This is a genomic window from Pseudomonas sp. UBA1879, from assembly GCF_002338065.1.
GTDB lineage: Bacteria > Pseudomonadota > Gammaproteobacteria > Pseudomonadales > Pseudomonadaceae > Aquipseudomonas.
In genome coordinates, this window is sequence record NZ_DDHJ01000021.1 from 25,831 (window position 1) to 43,246 (window position 17,416).

At 58.5% G+C, this 17,416-nt stretch carries 15 protein-coding genes; 6 read left to right on the top strand and 9 right to left on the bottom strand.

Features of this window, described 5'->3' with window-relative positions; genetic code table 11:
- The first annotated feature begins 89 nt into the window (after positions 1–89).
- Positions 90–1,388: an amino-acid N-acetyltransferase gene (gene argA, locus B3N48_RS23405; RefSeq protein ID WP_296187740.1), complete on the top strand. Its 1,299-nt coding sequence runs from the start codon at positions 90–92 to the stop codon at positions 1,386–1,388.
- Between the two features lie 190 nt (positions 1,389–1,578).
- On the opposite strand, the gene gshA is transcribed toward argA, so the two are convergent.
- The 3 genes from gshA to B3N48_RS23420 all read right to left on the bottom strand — a co-directional run bounded on the left by gshA (position 1,579) and on the right by B3N48_RS23420 (position 6,085).
- Positions 1,579–3,165, bottom strand: coding sequence for a glutamate--cysteine ligase (gene gshA / locus B3N48_RS23410; RefSeq protein WP_296187741.1), 1,587 nt, complete (start codon positions 3,163–3,165; stop codon positions 1,579–1,581).
- A gap of 209 nt (positions 3,166–3,374) precedes the next feature.
- Complete coding sequence (locus B3N48_RS23415; RefSeq protein WP_296187742.1) at positions 3,375–3,761, bottom strand: PaaI family thioesterase; 387 nt, start codon at positions 3,759–3,761, stop codon at positions 3,375–3,377.
- Positions 3,761–6,085: a Tex family protein gene (locus B3N48_RS23420; RefSeq protein ID WP_296187743.1), complete on the bottom strand. Its 2,325-nt coding sequence runs from the start codon at positions 6,083–6,085 to the stop codon at positions 3,761–3,763. Before B3N48_RS23420 ends, B3N48_RS23415 begins: the two co-directional genes overlap by 1 nt.
- Positions 6,086–6,365: 280 nt before the next feature.
- Here B3N48_RS23420 and ompR point away from each other — a divergent pair, with 280 nt between their 5' ends.
- Together ompR and B3N48_RS23430 are read left to right on the top strand one after the other, a co-directional pair.
- The gene (gene ompR / locus B3N48_RS23425; RefSeq protein WP_166594164.1) at positions 6,366–7,106 is read left to right on the top strand and encodes a two-component system response regulator OmpR; all 741 of its coding nucleotides are present in this window, start codon (positions 6,366–6,368) and stop codon (positions 7,104–7,106) included.
- A 166-nt stretch (positions 7,107–7,272) separates the two neighbouring features.
- Positions 7,273–8,586, top strand: coding sequence for an ATP-binding protein (locus B3N48_RS23430; RefSeq protein WP_296187745.1), 1,314 nt, complete (start codon positions 7,273–7,275; stop codon positions 8,584–8,586).
- Between the two features lie 114 nt (positions 8,587–8,700).
- Here B3N48_RS23430 and rimK read toward each other — a convergent pair whose 3' ends face one another.
- From rimK to B3N48_RS23445, 3 genes are read right to left on the bottom strand one after another with little or no spacing between them, the layout of a single operon-like run.
- On the bottom strand, positions 8,701–9,606 hold the full coding sequence (gene rimK / locus B3N48_RS23435) for a 30S ribosomal protein S6--L-glutamate ligase (RefSeq protein ID WP_093465889.1): 906 nt from the start codon (positions 9,604–9,606) through the stop codon (positions 8,701–8,703).
- The gene (locus B3N48_RS23440) at positions 9,603–10,052 is read right to left on the bottom strand and encodes an ATP-dependent zinc protease (protein WP_296188049.1); all 450 of its coding nucleotides are present in this window, start codon (positions 10,050–10,052) and stop codon (positions 9,603–9,605) included. Before B3N48_RS23440 ends, rimK begins: the two co-directional genes overlap by 4 nt.
- A 48-nt stretch (positions 10,053–10,100) precedes the next feature.
- The gene (locus tag B3N48_RS23445; protein ID WP_296187746.1) at positions 10,101–10,874 is read right to left on the bottom strand and encodes an EAL domain-containing protein; all 774 of its coding nucleotides are present in this window, start codon (positions 10,872–10,874) and stop codon (positions 10,101–10,103) included.
- A 118-nt stretch (positions 10,875–10,992) separates the two neighbouring features.
- On the opposite strand from B3N48_RS23445, the gene B3N48_RS23450 reads away from it, so the two are divergent.
- Complete coding sequence (locus tag B3N48_RS23450; protein WP_296187748.1) at positions 10,993–11,394, top strand: RNA-binding S4 domain-containing protein; 402 nt, start codon at positions 10,993–10,995, stop codon at positions 11,392–11,394.
- A 114-nt stretch (positions 11,395–11,508) separates the two neighbouring features.
- Here the strand turns inward: B3N48_RS23450 and B3N48_RS23455 are convergent, their stop codons facing one another.
- Positions 11,509–12,318, bottom strand: a complete 810-nt coding sequence (locus B3N48_RS23455; RefSeq protein WP_296187749.1) for a phosphatase PAP2 family protein — start codon at positions 12,316–12,318, stop codon at positions 11,509–11,511.
- Positions 12,319–12,417: 99 nt separating this feature from the next.
- Between B3N48_RS23455 and hslO the strand changes: the two genes are divergently transcribed.
- Entirely contained in the window at positions 12,418–13,320 is a 903-nt protein-coding gene (gene hslO, locus B3N48_RS23460; RefSeq protein WP_296187751.1) for an Hsp33 family molecular chaperone HslO, read from the top strand.
- Between the two features lie 203 nt (positions 13,321–13,523).
- Positions 13,524–15,065, top strand: coding sequence for a phosphoenolpyruvate carboxykinase (locus B3N48_RS23465; protein ID WP_296187753.1), 1,542 nt, complete (start codon positions 13,524–13,526; stop codon positions 15,063–15,065).
- A 129-nt stretch (positions 15,066–15,194) separates the two neighbouring features.
- Here the strand turns inward: B3N48_RS23465 and B3N48_RS23470 are convergent, their stop codons facing one another.
- Together B3N48_RS23470 and B3N48_RS23475 are read right to left on the bottom strand one after the other, a co-directional pair.
- The gene (locus B3N48_RS23470; protein WP_296187754.1) at positions 15,195–15,911 is read right to left on the bottom strand and encodes a hypothetical protein; all 717 of its coding nucleotides are present in this window, start codon (positions 15,909–15,911) and stop codon (positions 15,195–15,197) included.
- 289 nt (positions 15,912–16,200) lie between these two features.
- On the bottom strand, positions 16,201–17,343 hold the full coding sequence (locus B3N48_RS23475) for a hypothetical protein (protein WP_296187755.1): 1,143 nt from the start codon (positions 17,341–17,343) through the stop codon (positions 16,201–16,203).
- Positions 17,344–17,416 lie beyond the last annotated feature (73 nt).

A 17,416-nucleotide genomic window follows, 5' to 3' on the forward strand; every position in this document is an offset into this window, starting at 1 on the left:
CGTGTTGCGATGCCTGTTCCGACGATAAAGCTCATGCCGCTGTGAGTGTTTTCACCCTTCGTCCCTCTTTATTACAGGCTCATTCGGATATGCCCGATTACGTCAATTGGCTCCGCCACGCGTCTCCTTACATCAATGCCCACCGGGATTGCACCTTCATCGTCATGCTGCCGGGCGACGGGGTCGAACACCCCAATTTCGGCAACATCGTTCACGACCTAGTGCTTTTGCACAGCCTGGGCGTGCGTCTGGTGCTGGTTCATGGCTCGCGCCCGCAAATCGAAAGTCGCCTTGAGGCGCGCGGGATCACGCCGCATTTTCACCGCGAGCTTCGTGTGACAGACGCCGCCACGCTGGAATGTGTCATCGACGCTGTGGGCGCCTTGCGGATTGCCATCGAAGCGCGCCTGTCGATGGACATGGCCGCTTCCCCAATGCAGGGCTCGCGGTTGCGTGTCACCGGTGGCAACTTCGTCACGGCCCGGCCGATTGGCGTGTTGGAAGGCGTGGATTATCAGCACACCGGCGAAGTGCGCCGGATCGACCGCAAAGGCATCAATCGTTTGCTTGATGAGCGTTCGATTGTGCTGCTATCACCGTTGGGCTACTCGCCGACCGGTGAAATCTTCAACCTCGCCTGCGAAGACGTCGCCACCCGCGCGGCCATTGATCTTGGCGCAGAGAAACTCCTGCTGTTCGGTGCCGAATCCGGCCTGATGGACGAGCAAGGCCGTCTGGTGCGCGAACTGCGGCCGCAGCAAGTCCCCGCGCATCTTCAGCGTTTGGGCAGCAACTATCAGGCGGAATTGCTGGATGCGGCGGCTCAGGCCTGTCGCGGCGGCGTAGCGCGCAGTCATATCGTCAGTTACGCGGAAGACGGCGCGCTGCTGTCCGAACTCTTCACCCGCGCAGGCGGCGGTACGCTGGTGGCGCAGGAGCAGTTCGAGTTGGTGCGCGAGGCTTCGATTGGTGACGTCGGCGGTTTGATCGATTTGATCACGCCGCTGGAAGAGCAGGGCATTCTGGTGCGCAGGTCCCGTGAAGTGCTGGAGCGCGAAATCGAGCAGTTCAGCGTGGTCGAGCGGGAAGGGCTGATCATTGCGTGCGCTGCGTTATACCCGATTGCCGATTCCGAGGCTGGCGAACTGGCGTGCCTGGCGGTGAACCCAGAATATCGCCACGGCGGGCGGGGGGATGAGCTGCTTGAGCGCATTGAGGAGCGAGCGAAGGCGCAAGGCCTGAAGACGCTGTTCGTCCTCACGACCCGCACTGCTCACTGGTTCCGCGAGCGCGGTTTTGAACCGAGCAGCGTTGACCGCCTCCCGAGCGCCCGTGCGTCGCTGTACAACTATCAGCGGAATTCGAAAATTTTCGAGAAGGCGATCTAAACCCGTCGCAGATTTCATCGCCAGCGCCTCCTCGTGTAGGAGCGCGCTTGCCCGCGATTGCGTTGTGCTCGTCGATAGATTCGTTTCTGAATGACCGCAATCGTGGGCAAGCGCGCACTAACGTGCCTTGGGTGCACCAGAAACAAAAAACGGCGCGCCTGAGGCACGCCGTCTTTCGTTCAAGCATCGATCAGTTACTGATCGCCAGAATGCTCGCTTGATACGCGCCAACGAACGTATCGAAATCCACCGGCTCTTCTGTCTGTTCCAGCTCGGATTGCTGGGACAGGGATTCACGGGCCTTGGTTTCGAAGTCCGTTTGATCTTCGACACTCAGCGGACGGCTGCGGAAGTAATCGGCGTGGCTCTGCGCCTGGTGCAGCGAGAACGCTGTGAAGCCTTCCTTACGCTCTGTCATCTTGGCCAGGACCTGTGCCGACGGCGTCAGCGAGGCATCCGCCACCTTGGCCCGCTGGACGGCCAGCGATTCAGCGTGTTCAGAAATGCCTTGGCTCTTGTCCAGCAACGCAATGATCGGCTCGATCTCGTCCAGCATCTCGTTCGCCCAGACTTTCAAGTCGACGGTCGACGCGTTGCGGCTCAGTTGCAGACCGGGACGGCGGCCTTCTTTCACCACGGTCAGGAAGTTGCTGCTGGAATTGCCGCATTCACAGTCGGCCAACTGCGGGCTGTCCTTCAAAGCGCAGAACAGGATGAAGGCGTCGATGAAGCGCGATTGTTGCAGGTCGATCCCGACCGGCAGGAAAGGGTTGATGTCCAGGCAGCGCACTTCGACGTACTGCACCCCACGGGCCATCAGCGCTTGAATCGGACGCTCGCCGGAGTAAGTGACGCGCTTCGGACGGATCGTCGAGTAGTACTCGTTTTCAATCTGCAGCACGTTGGTGTTGAGCTGAATCCACTCGCCATCCTTGTGCGTGCCAATTTCGGTGTATGGCGGGTAGGGCGTCGCCACCGCTTTGCGCAGGCTGTCGGTGTAGGTCAGCAGATCGTTGTAGCAGGGCGTCAGATCGGCCTGGGCGTTGCTTTGATAACCCAGGTCGCTCATGCGCAAGCTCGTGGCGTATGGCAGGTAGAGCGTGTCGGCGTCGAACTGCTCCAACTGGTGCGACCGACCGCGCAGGAAACTGGCGTCCAATGCAGGCGAGGCGCCGAACAGGTACATCAGCAGCCAGCTGTAGCGACGGAAGTTGCGGATCAGGCCGATGTAGCTTTCGGACTGGAAGTCGCGGTCGGTGCCGTTGAAATCCTCGGTCTGCCGCAGGACGGACCAGACGTCTTCAGGCAGCGAAAAGTTGTAATGGATGCCCGCGATACACTGCATGGTCTTGCCGTAACGCAAGGCCAGGCCTTGGCGGTACACGTATTTGAGCTTGCCGATATTCGAGGTGCCGTAATAGGCAATTGGAATGTCCGCCTCGGCTGGCAGCGGGCACGGCATCGACGGGCTCCAGATGTACTCGCTGCCCAGCTTGCTGTAGGCGAAACGATGGATCTTGTCGAGGCTGTCGAGGGTGTCGGCAGGGTTGGTCAGCGCCGGAGTGATGAACTCCAACAGCGACTCGGAATAGTCGGTGGTGATCTGCTCGTTGGTCAGTGCGGAACCCAGGCTTTCCGGGTGGGGCGTCTGGGCCAGGCGGCCTTCGGCCGTAACGCGCAGGCATTCACGCTCGATACCGTGCAGGCACTTCTCCAAAAGGGAGAGGTGAGATTGCTCGCCGAGCAGTGCCAGGCGGCGATTGAGAAGTTCGCTCAAGTTGGATTCCTTCACGCGTCAGTCGGCCCTATATGGGGGCGATATGGCGATCTACAAGGGTGAAGAAAGGAACTGGCGTTTTCGCCTCGTTTTTGGCCCTAACGCCGATGCCCGTCGTCGGTCGTTCCCACAGGCCGTTATCGGCGGCCAAGAGGACATTTCGACACTGATACACAGTGCCGAAATTAACCCAAATCGCTATGGGACAGCTAGACGATCGCGAACGTGCCTTGCGCTTTCGCGACCAACTTGTCGGCCTGATGCACTGCAGCCTCGACCACCAGCGTGCGACGACCGGCATGCAGCACCGTCGCCACGCACGTGACTTCGCCATCCGCCACGCCGCGCATGTAGTTGATCTTGCATTCGACGGTCACGCTTCGCTTGTCAAAGCCGTGGGCGCTGGAACACGCCAGCCCCATGGCGATATCGACCAGACTGAAGAGTGCGCCGCCGTGCATCACGTTGCCGCGATTGCGCAAATGAGGCTCCAGTGCCAGCGCCACTTCAGCGACGCCTTCCTCGCTCAGCCGAACGACGCGGCAGCCCAGGGTTTTGAAGTAAGCGCTTTGAGTCAGATCGTCTGGAATGTCCATCAGCGTTTCTTCAGTTGCTTGGCGTTAGCGAACAGCGATGCCATGGCATTGTTGGCCGGGGCTGCCGTTGCGGTTTCTTTGCGCGGCGCGCTGGTGTTTTGCTGACGAGGCGCTGCGCCAGGGCGCGCACCACGGGCACCATCGATTTTCTCGCCGGGTGTGTCACTCATGCGCATCGACAGGCCGACGCGCTTGCGCGGAATATCGACTTCCATGACCTTCACTTTCACCACGTCACCGGCTTTAACCGCTTCGCGAGGGTCTTTGATGAATTTCTCCGACAGTGCAGAGATGTGCACCAAGCCATCCTGATGCACGCCGATGTCGACAAACGCGCCGAAGTTCGTGACGTTGGTCACCACACCTTCGAGGATCATGCCCAGTTGCAAGTCCTTCAAGTCTTCAACACCGTCCTGGAACTCGGCGGTCTTGAATTCCGGACGCGGATCACGCCCCGGCTTTTCCAGCTCCTGAAGAATGTCGGTAACCGTTGGCAGGCCGAAGGTCTCGTCGGTGAATTTTTTCGGGTCAAGACGCTTGAGGAAGCTGGCATCGCCGATCAGCGAGCGAATGTCTCGGTCGGTTTCAGCCGCGATGCGTTGCACCAGTGGATACGCCTCGGGGTGAACTGCGGACGAATCCAGCGGGTTGTCGCCGTTCATCACACGCAGGAAGCCTGCGGCCTGCTCGAAGGTCTTCTCGCCCAGGCGAGCGACTTTCTTTAGCGAGGCGCGGGTCTTGAAGGCGCCGTTCTGGTCACGGTGGGTCACGATGTTTTGCGCCAGGGTCGTGTTCAGACCGGAAATACGGGCCAGCAAGGCAACCGAAGCGGTGTTCACGTCGACGCCCACGGCGTTCACGCAGTCCTCGACCACGGCATCCAGACCACGCGCCAGCTTGAGCTGGGAGACGTCGTGCTGGTACTGGCCGACGCCGATGGACTTCGGATCGATTTTCACCAGCTCGGCGAGCGGATCCTGCAAGCGGCGGGCGATGGACACTGCACCACGGATCGACACGTCCAGATCCGGGAACTCCTTGGCGGCCAGCTCGGACGCCGAGTACACCGATGCGCCAGCTTCGGACACCATGACTTTGGTCATCTTCAGACCTGGATATTTTTTGATCAGCTCGGCAGCCAGTTTGTCGGTTTCGCGGCTGGCGGTGCCGTTGCCGATGGCGATCAGGTCGACCGAATGCTTGGCGCAGAGCGCGGCCAGCACCGCGATGGTCTGATCCCACTGGTTCTTCGGCACGTGCGGGTAGACTGTCGCGTGGTCCAGGAGTTTGCCCGTGGCGTCGACCACAGCGACCTTGCAGCCGGTACGCAGCCCCGGGTCGAGACCCAGCGTGGCGCGAGGACCGGCAGGCGCGGCCAGCAGCAGGTCGTGCAGGTTATGGGCGAACACGTTGATCGCTTCGGTTTCGGCGCCGTCGCGCAGCTCGCCCAGCAAATCGGTTTCCAGGTGAGAGTACAGCTTGACCTTCCAGGTCCAGCGCACCACTTCGGCCAGCCATTTGTCTGCCGGACGATTCTGATTCTGCAAGCCGAAACGCTCGCTGATCATCATTTCGCACGGGTGTAGAGTGCCCGGCAATTCTTCGCCGACTTTCAATGCGGAGCTGAGGATGCCTTCGTTTCGGCCGCGGAAAATAGCTAAGGCACGGTGGGACGGCATGCTTTTCAGAGGTTCGTCGTGCTCGAAGTAGTCGCGGAATTTGGCGCCTTCTTCTTCCTTGCCGGGCACGACGCGCGCGCTGATTACGGCCTCCTGCTTGAGGAAACTGCGTAGTTTTTCCAGCAATGTCGCGTCTTCGGCGAAGCGCTCCATCAGGATGTATTTGGCACCTTCAAGGACGGCTTTGGCGTCGGCAAAGCCTTTTTCCGCATCGACGAAACGCGCCGCTTCTGCCTCCGGTGTCAGGCTCGGGTCATTGAACAGCCCGTCTGCCAATTCGCCGAGACCCGCTTCGAGCGCGATCTGGCCCTTGGTGCGGCGCTTCTGTTTATAGGGCAGGTACAGGTCTTCAAGACGGGTTTTGGTGTCGGCAAGCTTGATGTCGCGCGCCAGCTCCGGGGTCAGCTTGCCTTGCTCTTCGATGCTCGCAAGGATGCTGACCCGGCGTTCGTCCAGTTCACGCAGATAGCGCAGACGGTCTTCCAGATGACGCAGTTGCGTGTCATCGAGGCTGCCAGTCACTTCTTTACGGTAGCGAGCGATGAACGGCACGGTAGAGCCTTCATCGAGTAATGCGACGGCCGCTTCGACCTGTTGCGGGCGGACGCCGAGTTCCTCGGCGATGCGGCTGTTGATGCTGTCCATAAAACCACCTGGCAAATGTGTGTACAAAAAATCCGGCTGCTGGCGAACTGCCGTGAGCGAGTGGTGCCTGATCGTGAGGGCGGCGCATTATACCCAGTGAACCCCGATTAGGGGATTGCCTCGTCGGCGGAGCAACCCAGACCCCTTCGTCAGGCGTTCAGTCTCCGTAACGCCCCGTGTAGAGCATCCGTGTGGGGTCGAGAAAAATCTGCTAACAATGCACACGGTGCACAGAACAGCAGCTACGCCATAATGCGCGCCGAGATCAAAGGAGCATCCCATGAGCAGCACTGCACAAACGGCTGAAGGCGAGAAGATCCTCATCGTTGATGATGACCCGGGGCTGAGCAGCCTGTTAGAACGTTTTTTCACCAGCAAGGGCTATCGCGCCCGTGCTGTGCCCAATGTCGAGCACATGGATCGTCTGCTGGCTCGGGAAGTTTTTCATCTCGTCGTGCTGGACCTGATGCTGCCTGGCGAAGACGGTTTGTCCGCCTGCCGTAGGCTGCGTGCCGCGAACAACCAGGTACCGATCATCATGCTGACGGCCAAGGGCGACGAATTGAGTCGCATCAAGGGCCTGGAACTTGGCGCTGACGACTATCTGGCCAAGCCTTTCAACCCGGATGAGCTGATGGCGCGGGTCAAGGCTGTCCTGCGTCGGCAGTCGGCACCTGTACCCGGCGCGCCCGCCAGTGAAGACGAGACCGTCACTTTCGGGGAATACGAGCTGTCGCTGGCCACGCGCGAATTGAAGAAGGGTGATCAGGTTCATATGCTCACCACCGGCGAGTTCGCCGTTCTCAAGGCGTTGGTCATGCACGCCCGTGAGCCGCTGACCCGCGACAAGTTGATGAATCTGGCCCGTGGGCGCGAGTGGGATGCGCTCGAACGTTCCATCGACGTTCAGATTTCTCGCCTGCGCCGTCTGATCGAAGTCGATGCTGCCAAGCCGCGTTACATCCAGACGGTTTGGGGCGTGGGTTATGTGTTTGTGCCAGACGGTGCCAACAAGCAGTAAGCACGTCGACAGGTCGCCAGCCGACCGCGTTGCATGCTCGCTTACGCAACCAGTCACTTCACGCCTCTCGAAAGGGGGGGGCGCTGGGGTGGCTGGCTTTGCTGCGATGGCCATCGGTGAAAGTTCGTAAGCCTGGCTCCCTCTTGAAAGTGTGTAACTGCTGTTTATGAAGACACCGCTCTGGTTTCCGCAAAGTTTCTTTTCTCGCACCCTCTGGCTGGTGCTCATTGTCGTGCTGTTTTCCAAGGCGCTGACACTGGTTTATCTGCTGATGAACGAAGACGTGCTCGTCGACCGCCAGTACAGCCATGGTGTCGCGTTGACTTTGCGGGCGTATTGGGCCGCAGACGAAAGCGACAGGCAAACCATCGCAGATGCTGCTGGGTTGATCCGCGTGGTCGGCGGCGGCGTTCCTGAAGGCGAGCAGCACTGGCCTTATTCAGAAATCTACCAACGTCAAATGCAGGCCGAACTTGGCGCAGATACTGAAGTGCGGCTGCGAGTTCATGCGCCGCCTGCCCTGTGGGTGCGTGCGCCAAGTCTGGGCGATGGCTGGCTGAAGGTTCCCCTGTATCCGCATCCCCTGCGCGGCCAGAAAATCTGGAGCGTACTGGGTTGGTTTCTCGCGATCGGTCTGCTGTCCACGGCGTCGGCCTGGATTTTCGTCAGCCAGTTGAACCGACCGCTCAAACGTCTGGTGTTTGCCGCCCGCCAATTGGGGCAAGGACGAAGCGTTCGATTGCCTGTTGGTGATACCCCAAGCGAAATGACCGAGGTGTATCGCGCTTTCAACCAGATGGCCGAAGACGTGGAACAGGCGGGTCAGGAGCGGGAGCTGATGCTGGCGGGGGTTTCTCATGACTTGCGCACGCCTCTGACGCGATTGCGCCTGTCGTTGGAACTGATGCCCAAAGACAATGAGTTCATGGAAGGCATGGTGCGGGACATCGAGGACATGGACGCCATCCTCGATCAATTTCTGGCATTCATTCGCGACGGCCGCGACGAAGAGGTCGAGGAAGTCGATCTGGTCGAGCTGGTTCAGGAAGTAGTGGCGCCCTACAACAGCCCGGTCGAGCAGGTACGTTTGTGCCTTGAGTCGATCCCGCCGTTTCCGTTGCGTCGGGTCTCGATGAAACGTCTGCTCGCCAACCTCATCGGCAACGCCATGCACCACGCTGGCGATGGTGTTGAAGTCGCTGCTTACGTCTCTGGCGATAACGGCGCGCCGTACGTGGTGCTCAGTGTTCTGGACCGAGGCATGGGCATCGACACGGCGGAGTTGGAGGGGATCTTCAACCCCTTCATCCGTGGCGATCGCGCCCGCAGCGGCAAAGGCACCGGCTTGGGCCTCGCCATCGTCAAACGCATCGCCGCCATGCACGGTGGCAACGTCGAACTGCGCAACCGCTCCGGCGGCGGTTTGGAGGCGCGGGTTCGGCTACCGTTGGGGCTGCTGCTGCCCAGGGATGCGGATTGACGCGGAGTTTGTTCTTGTAGGCGCGCTTGCCCGCGATTCGAGAAGCCCCGACATCTGATGACGTTGGCTCCACCGTCATCACCGGCAGGCGCACCCTCTACATGAAGGAGGAGGTCACCCTTTTCCTTTCGTCCGCGTCATGTGCGGGCCGCCATTTTTCTCGATGTATTGAATGATCATCCCTGCCACGTCCTTGCCGGTCGTGGCTTCGATGCCTTCGAGGCCTGGCGATGAGTTCACTTCCATCACCAAAGGCCCATGGTTTGAGCGCAGGATGTCCACGCCAGCGACGCTCAGGCCCATGACCTTGGCCGCGCGAATAGCCGTCATGCGTTCTTCCGGGGTGATCTTGATCAGGCTGGCGGTGCCACCTCGGTGCAGATTGGAGCGGAACTCGCCAGGCTTGGCCTGACGCATCATCGAGGCAATGACTTTGTCGCCCACCACGAAGCAGCGGATATCCGCGCCTCCAGCTTCCTTAATGTACTCCTGCACCATGATGTCCTGCTTGAGCCCCATGAAGGCTTCAATCACGGACTCCGCCGCCGTCGCGGTCTCGCACAGCACGACGCCAATGCCTTGAGTGCCTTCCAGTACCTTGATCACCAGCGGAGCGCCATTGACCATCTGGATCAGGTCGGGGATGTCGTCGGGGGAGTGAGCGAAACCTGTCACCGGGAGGCCGATGCCGCGCCGTGACAACAGCTGCAGTGAGCGCAGTTTGTCTCTGGAGCGAGCGATGGCGACGGATTCGTTGAGCGGAAACACGCCCATCATTTCAAACTGACGCAGCACGGCGCAGCCGTAGAAGGTCACGGAAGCACCGATTCGCGGGATGACCGCATCAAAGCCTTCCAGCGGTTTTCCTCGGTAGTGAATCTGCGGCTTATGACTGGCGATGTTCATATAGGCGCGCAGGGTATCGATCACTACGACCTCATGGCCACGCTGAATGCCAGCTTCGACCAGACGACGAGTTGAATACAGACGCGGGTTCCGCGAAAGCACAGCGATCTTCATGCAACACCTGTGGCAGAGGGATTAGAGGCCGGAAAGGTCGGCTTGTCCTGAACGTAAGTAATGCCCGGATTGACCACCAATTGGCCGTCAATCAAAGCCTTCGAGCCCAACAGCAATCGATAACGCATGGCTTTGCGGCAGGCGAGAGTGAACTCTACCGGCCACACCCGATCGCCCAGGGCAAGGGTGGTGCGAATCACGTAGCGCACCTGCGCCTGGCCGTTTGAGCTTTTGATGGTCTTCATGGCCACCAACTGAGCTTCGCAACGGCGATGACGCAACTGCACGACGGTTCCCAGATGGGCGTTGAAACGGACCCATTTTTCGCCGTTGCGTTCGAACGGTTCGATTTCAGTGGCGTGCAGGCTGGACGTGCTGGCGCCGGTGTCGATTTTTGCGCGCAAGCCGGCAACCCCAAGGTTGGGGAGCGCCACCCATTCGCGCAGACCGATGACGGTGAGATGGTCGAATGTTTTCAAAGCGATACCGTAGCTTTACGCGTTCTGCCAGACGCCAGGATCAATCTGGGCCAGTGCCTTGAATGCAGGTCGGGCGAACCAGTAACCCTGCATCAGAAAAATGCCGCAATCGGCGAGGAAGTCTCGCTCTTCTGCGCATTCGATGCCTTCGGCGATGACTGTAACGCCCAACTCCGTACACATTGTGACAACGCCCCGCACGATGGCCTGGCGCACGCGATCACGGTGGATGTCTCGTACCAGCGCCATGTCCAGTTTGATCAGATCAGGCTGGAAATCGGCCAGCAGCGACAGCCCGGAATAACCCGCGCCGAAGTCGTCGATGGCGGTCTTGAAGCCGAACTCCCGATATTCACGGAGAATGTTCGTCAAATGGCGGTTGCTGTCTGCGTGCTCGCTTTCGACCGTTTCGAAGATCAGGCGGTCAAGGGGGAACTGATAAGTGCGCGCGGCCTCCAGTGTGCTGCGGATGCAGAGCTCGGGGCGATAAACCGCATTCGGAAGAAAGTTGATCGAAAGGTGTTCGGTCATGTTCAGGCGTGCGGCTGTTGAAATCGCGCGGGTTCGGCACAATTGATCGAACCTGTAACGATTGTTGTCGTCGATACGGCTCAAGATCGAATAAGCGCTTTCGCCGTTCACGCCGCGAACCAGCGCTTCGTGGGCGAAAACAGATCGGTTACGAATGTCGACGATGGGCTGATACGCAAACTCGAAGTCGAAATCCAGTGCGGGGCTGTCTTTGCAGCCTTTGCACCCGCCAGTCAATGAAGTTGGAAAGTCTGTCACATCGCACTCCAGGGTCGGCGATAGGTGTCTTGGCTGGCAGTGTAAACGACGGTTGGAATAACTGCGTGCTCGACGTTGCGTAGTACAGTTCTGACTATTACCCGGTTGAGGAATTCAGATGACACAAAAGTCAGAAGAGGACGACAAGGTTCGTCTGGACAAATGGCTCTGGGCGGCGCGTTTCTTCAAGACTCGCGCGCTGGCAAAAGCGGCGATCGAAAGCGGCAAGGTGCATTGCCGGGGCGAGCGGTGCAAGCCAGGCAAGGAGCCGCGCATCGGCGACGAATTTCAGATCCGCGCTGGATTCGACGAGCGCACGGTGGTCGTTCAGGCGCTGTCCATCGTGCGTCGGGGTGCGCCTGAAGCCCAATTGCTTTACAGCGAGACGCCTGAGAGCCTGGCTAAACGGGAGCAGGCGGCGCAAATGCGCAAGGCAGGAAGTCTGGGTGTGACGACAGACGGCAAGCCGACCAAGAAACAGCGACGTCAGCTGTTTCATTTTCGGTCGGGCGACGATTAAAGTTTGACGTGTAGGAGCGTTCTCGATGGCGAAATGTCTGACATCGTTTATCGACAGTCTGACTGCTTTCGTCAGCAAGCTCGCTCTCACCGAGCGTTGGGTGAATCCGCCCCCTCAGAGACGTGCCCCTGGCTTCATGATGCTCAGGCAGTTGAGCAACGGCACTTTGGCGAAGAAATTGAAAATGGGTGCCGTGACCCGCAGCAGAAAGCGCGTGACCACCGCCACGAACGGCGTGTAGCAGCTCCAGGCTAACGCCAGCAGGGCGATCATTACGCCGCCAATGTAATCGTCTTGACCCCAGTGCGCGCCCGCCACGAGCCGCGGCATCATGAACAGGAATGCCAACGCCCAAATGATCACCCGCTGACCGACTGTGCGGCTGAACACAGTCATGAACATCGCCCAGATCAACAGCACCGACGCATGGTCGCCGGGGAAGCTCTGGCTCGAACGATCCTTCAGTTGCCATTTGTCTTCGAGCGTAGGAAAGATTTCGCTGAGTTTGATTGCATCCGGGATGACCATCGACGCGCTGTCGTGTTGCAGCGAAGAGTGATCGATGATTTTCGAGAACACCGTGCGGATGATCAGCAGCAGAATCAGGGTCAACACGAAGCCGATCAGCGCGGCGCGGGTCTGTACCGCTTTGAAGACCCAGTCGCCTTTGATCAACAGCATCAGCAGGATCAGCCCGACGACGATATCGAAGGGGCGCATACTGGCAATCGTCCAGATCCAAAGCCACACTTTGTTCTGCGCGAGCGGCCGGTTCAGCAGATGGAACAGCCACTCGTCGAACTGGGTGAAAGCCGCATGGGCCGTGGGCCAGATCCACACCAGCAACAGCGCCAGCGCGATCAGATTACACAACACGAATTTTTTGGCGTTCCACTTGGGTTGGAACAATGCGGGATAGTCCATAAGATGCCCCCATCGGCATGGCAGTGCACCCGTCGGTGCTAAACGGCGTTTTATAAGCGCTTGTCATCACTTTGTCATTACTCAGATACCTTTCTTCATATGCATAATTTCCCGGATATCGATTACACCCAGCGTTTCATCTTCGACGAGAGCGACGTTCGCGGTGAGCTTGTGGCATTGGAGCGCAGCTACGCGGAGGTACTTGCCAAGCACCCCTACCCGGAACCGGTAGCGCAGCTGCTCGGCGAAATGCTGGCCGCCGCCGCTTTGTTGGTCGGCACGCTCAAGTTCGACGGCCTGTTGGTGTTGCAGGCGCGTTCGTTAGGCCCGGTATCGCTGCTTATGGTCGAATGCTCCAGCGAGCGCGAGATCCGGGGCATCGCCCGGTATGACGAATCGCTCATTACCCCATCAGCCACCTTGCAAGAACTGATGCCGGACGGCGACCTGACCATGACCATCGATCCTCGTCAGGGCAAGCGTTATCAAGGCATCGTAGGGTTGGACGGGGTCGACCTTTCGGCGTGTCTCTCCAGTTACTTCGTCATGTCCGAGCAGTTGCCTACACGCTTCTGGATCAAAGCCGACGGCAAACGCGCGCGTGGACTGCTGCTCCAGCAGCTTCCACCCGCGCGTCTGACTGACGCAGAAGAGCGCGAGGCCAGTTGGCAGCACGTCAATACATTGGTCGACACTCTTACCGCCGAAGAACTGTTGAGCCTGAACAACGAAACCGTGCTGCACCGTCTCTTCCATGAAGACCCCGTACGTATGTTCGACATTCAACCGCTGGTGTTCCGCTGCAGCTGCTCTCGCGAGCGCTCGGCCAATGCGCTGGTGAGCCTGGGCCTCGAAGATGCCCAGCAACTGGTGATCGAACATAACGGCACCGTCGAGATCGATTGCCAGTTTTGTAACCAGCGTTATCTCTTCGATGCCGCTGACGTTGCGCAGCTGTTTGCGGGGGGAGGGATCGACACTCCATCGAACACCCGTCATTGATGTAGTGCCGATGTAGTGTCAAGGCAGCGCTGAATGGTTTCCGCCCGGCCCGCTGGGCTCCACATTATGTAGTTCTGACAGTTGGCCCCTACCTTTTTTGGCCTTTTCTGGCATAATCCGGCCCACTTTTCAGCTGTAGTAGTTTGGGTTTTTCTACTACAAAACGTTTGGAGCACTCGGCCAGCGGGCCGACGGGGAATCTCATGACGCAAGCCAACAACGCCGTTTACACCGATCTCAGTGTCGACGATCTGGTTAAAGAAGCCCTCAAACGCGAAGAAGGCGTACTGTCCGATACCGGCGCACTCGTCGTCGAAACCGGCCACCGCACAGGTCGCTCGCCAGCGGACCGTTTCATCGTTGATGAACCGAGCACGTCGGCGGCTATCGCCTGGGGCCCGATCAACCGCAAATTCCCTGCTGACAAATTCGATGCCTTGTGGGCACGTGTCGAGTCGTTCAACAACGCTCAGGAACACTTCGTTTCGCACGTACACGTAGGCGCGGCGGCCGACCACTACCTGGCCGTCAAGATGACGACGCAAACCGCATGGCAGAACTTGTTCGGCCGTTGCCTCTTCATCAACCCAGACCAGTACAACCCTGCGGGGCGTCAGGAATGGCAAGTACTGAACGTTGCCAATTTCGTTTGCGAACCCGAGCGCGACGGTACGAATTCCGATGGCTGCGTGATCATCAACTTTGCGCAGAAGAAAGTCCTGATCGCAGGCATGCGTTACGCCGGCGAGATGAAAAAAGCCATGTTCTCGGTGCAGAACTTCTTGCTGCCCGCCGCTGACGTGCTGCCGATGCACTGCGCGGCCAACATCGGCGAAGAAGGCGACGTGACCCTGTTCTTCGGTCTTTCAGGCACCGGCAAGACCACCCTGTCTGCAGACGAGAGCCGTTACCTGATCGGCGACGACGAACACGGCTGGGGCGAAGGCGTGGTGTTCAACATCGAAGGCGGTTGCTATGCCAAGTGCATCGACCTGTCCGAGAAGAACGAGCCTGTCATCTGGAAAGCCATCAAGCATGGCGCCGTGCTGGAAAACGTCGTTCTCGACAAAAACGGCCATGCCGATTACGCCGACAGCAGCCTGACCCAAAACAGCCGCGCCGCGTACCCGCTGGAGCACGTTGAAAAACGCTCCGAGAAGAATCTGGGTGGCGAGCCGAACGCCGTGATCTTCCTGACCTGCGACCTGACGGGCGTGCTCCCGCCGGTGTCGATCCTTAGCGAAGAACAAGCGGCCTACCACTTCCTGTCGGGCTACACCGCACTGGTCGGTTCGACCGAAATGGGTTCGGGCGCTGGCATCAAGTCGACATTTTCCACCTGCTTCGGCGCACCGTTCTTCCCACGTCCGGCGGGTGAGTACGCTGAGCTGCTGATCAAGCGCATCCGTGGTTTTGGTTCGAAGGTCTATCTGGTCAACACTGGCTGGACGGGTGGCGGCTACGGCGTCGGCAAGCGCTTCAACATCCCGACCACCCGTGGCGTCATCGCTGCCATCCAGAGCGGCGCGCTGATCGGTGCAGAAACCGAGCACCTCGACACCGTCAATCTGGACGTGCCGAAATCGGTACCGGGCGTAGATACCGTCCTGCTCAACCCGCGCAATACCTGGGCTGACAAAGCGGCCTACGACGAAGCGGCCAAGGCACTGGCTGGCCTGTTCATCGAGAACTTCAAGAAATTCGAAGTGAGCGATGCGATCAAGGCTGCAGGTCCGAAGTTGTAAGGCAGGGCTCTGCTGCATAAAAACCGCCTCCCGGGGCGGTTTTTTTATGGGCGCAAGCTCAATACGGGCGACAGCCGAGTCCGCTGTGGGAGTGTGATGCGGCAGTCTGAGCTCGGTTTAACCCGACAGTTACCCCGCTTTTTCTGTCACTGGAAAATCCTGCGTGATGTCGAAGCTGCCCTTCGCCACGACGTTCTTGGCGTTGCACAATTTGGCGTCGAAACCGGGGTGGCGTTCGCCGTGTTGGGCGGCGAAGGCAGCGGCTTCTTTGGTGCATTCGTCGGTGGGTTGTTCGGGGGAAAGCGCAGCGTTGAACTCGAAGGTGCCGACCAGCCGGTAGCGGTCGAGCAGTTTGTTCGGTGACGTCAGCTTTTCAATGCTGCGGAAGTCGAGTTTGACATTGCTGTTGGCGCCGTTTTTGTCGGTGTCGAAGTATTGATAGTACGAGCCAGTGTCGTAGGAGGCGCTGTTTTCATCGTGGGCAACCTCTACGCGGCCGCCCTGAAACAGGATGGCTTGCTTCTGTTGGTCCGGATTATCGAATGAAAAGCCGAGTATTGGCCCGATGCTGACTTCGTTGCGATCGCCATCCGCTTCCTGATCCGCGCTGAGCGTAAGCCAGTTCGCGCCAGGCAGTTTGCCGGGCAGGAACCCTACGTTGACGGCATCGCCCTTCGCTTCGTAGTGCAGGTTCATGGCGCCGCTCACGTCGACGGTCATCGACTTCGACATGCCTCGGGCGTCGGCAGAGGCGCCGCTGGCTTTTTCAGGGTTTTTGTCGCCGCAACCTGCCAGGGAGGCAATGAGGGCAGTGAGCACAAGGGGTAGGTAGCGGGTATAGGTCATGAGGTTTTTCCTGAAGTGATCGGCTGAAAGCCTCTGCTTGACGGAAGTTATGACCACTGAAAAACGAGTTTTATCAGGGCTGTGCAAAAAATACGCTTGTGCGATGGCTTAAAGGCGTGCCCTCGGCAGTCATTAACAATAAGGGTCGAGGGCACGCCGTTTTACAGAATTCTGGATGACGCTAACCTTCCGTTAAATACGACGAGGTCATGTCAGAGTGTTTTGCTTTTTAACGTTCAATTGTTCTAGCTAAACGGTGATGGCTCTAAGTTTCCTGAAACTCGCTTCATTAAACAATCGGCTTGTGATAACTCGCCGACGGAGCAACGGGCGCTGCTAATGCTGCATTGGGAAGGAATGTCGAGCCTTTGACATCTGAGAACTTGACGCCCTTGTCGCCCCACGAAATCTTGCGCTCATTTTTGTCGCTTTCGGTCAAAACGGTATAGCTGTTTTTGCGCATAGTGGCGTACTTGGCATCGTCTTTAGCAATCACTTTCAAATACGCATCTATCGTCGCAACGGACAAGTTGAGTTTTTTGTCCAGCTGCGCGCCCCACCGTGTCAAACATTGTTCCGCGTAATGGCGAATGATAAGACCGGGCTCGACGAGCGCTTTCGGACCGTTGGCGCCGTCTAGGGCTGCGTTGCCCACCAATGTTGCATGACGACCGGCCATGGGAAAGATGTGCACATTGGTGCCCGGCGCAGTGCGTGGGGCTACGCAGGCAAAGCCTTTGGAGCGCTCATCTCTTGCATAAAAGCCAACGTATTGTTTGACATTGGGACCGAGGGTGACACGGTGAGCCTGAAAGTTCAGCGCTCCTGGAACAGGGTCAATCGCGAAGATATTGACGTTAATGTGCTTCAACTCGGGGTCCGCCTGCATGGCATTGGCCAGCATGTGGCAGCTGATGCCTCCTCGGCTCCAACCCACCAGGTTGACCTGCTTGGGAATCGGCCGACCCTTTTCATCCTTCTTTCGGAAAATCTGGATGATTTTTTCTTGAAGCTGCTGAGGGGTAACTTTGCGAGTGCCGTAATCATAGGTGCGCCAGAGCCAGCATCCGGTGCGGTCAAGATCCTCAATCGGCACGTTGGCCTTTTTCAGCCGGTCGTATTCCTGTTTGGTCAGCGATTTACGCTGCCAATCCGTTTTACCCTTGATCATGGCCAACGCGTGAGAAACGTTTTCCTCCCAGCCTTTGCCAAACAATGTTCCGCTCAGACCATAGCCGCCCGGTTCGGTGAACAAGTTGTCGGCTTGTAAGTTACCGCTGCCAGGCCCGTCGATAACAATCCAGTCGGCAAATTCCCGATCGGTCATATGCGAGGCTAATTTAGAAACGAGTTCCCCGTCCCAATAACTCTTATTGAAGGGGTCGAAGCTGTTAGAGCCGGTGCCGCAAAAGAATACAGTAAAAACGCTCATGATTAATTACCTTTTGGGTTGATAGGTCCCCAAAAGGTAGGTTGCAAAAGTTCATTTGGCAAAAGCGTATCTG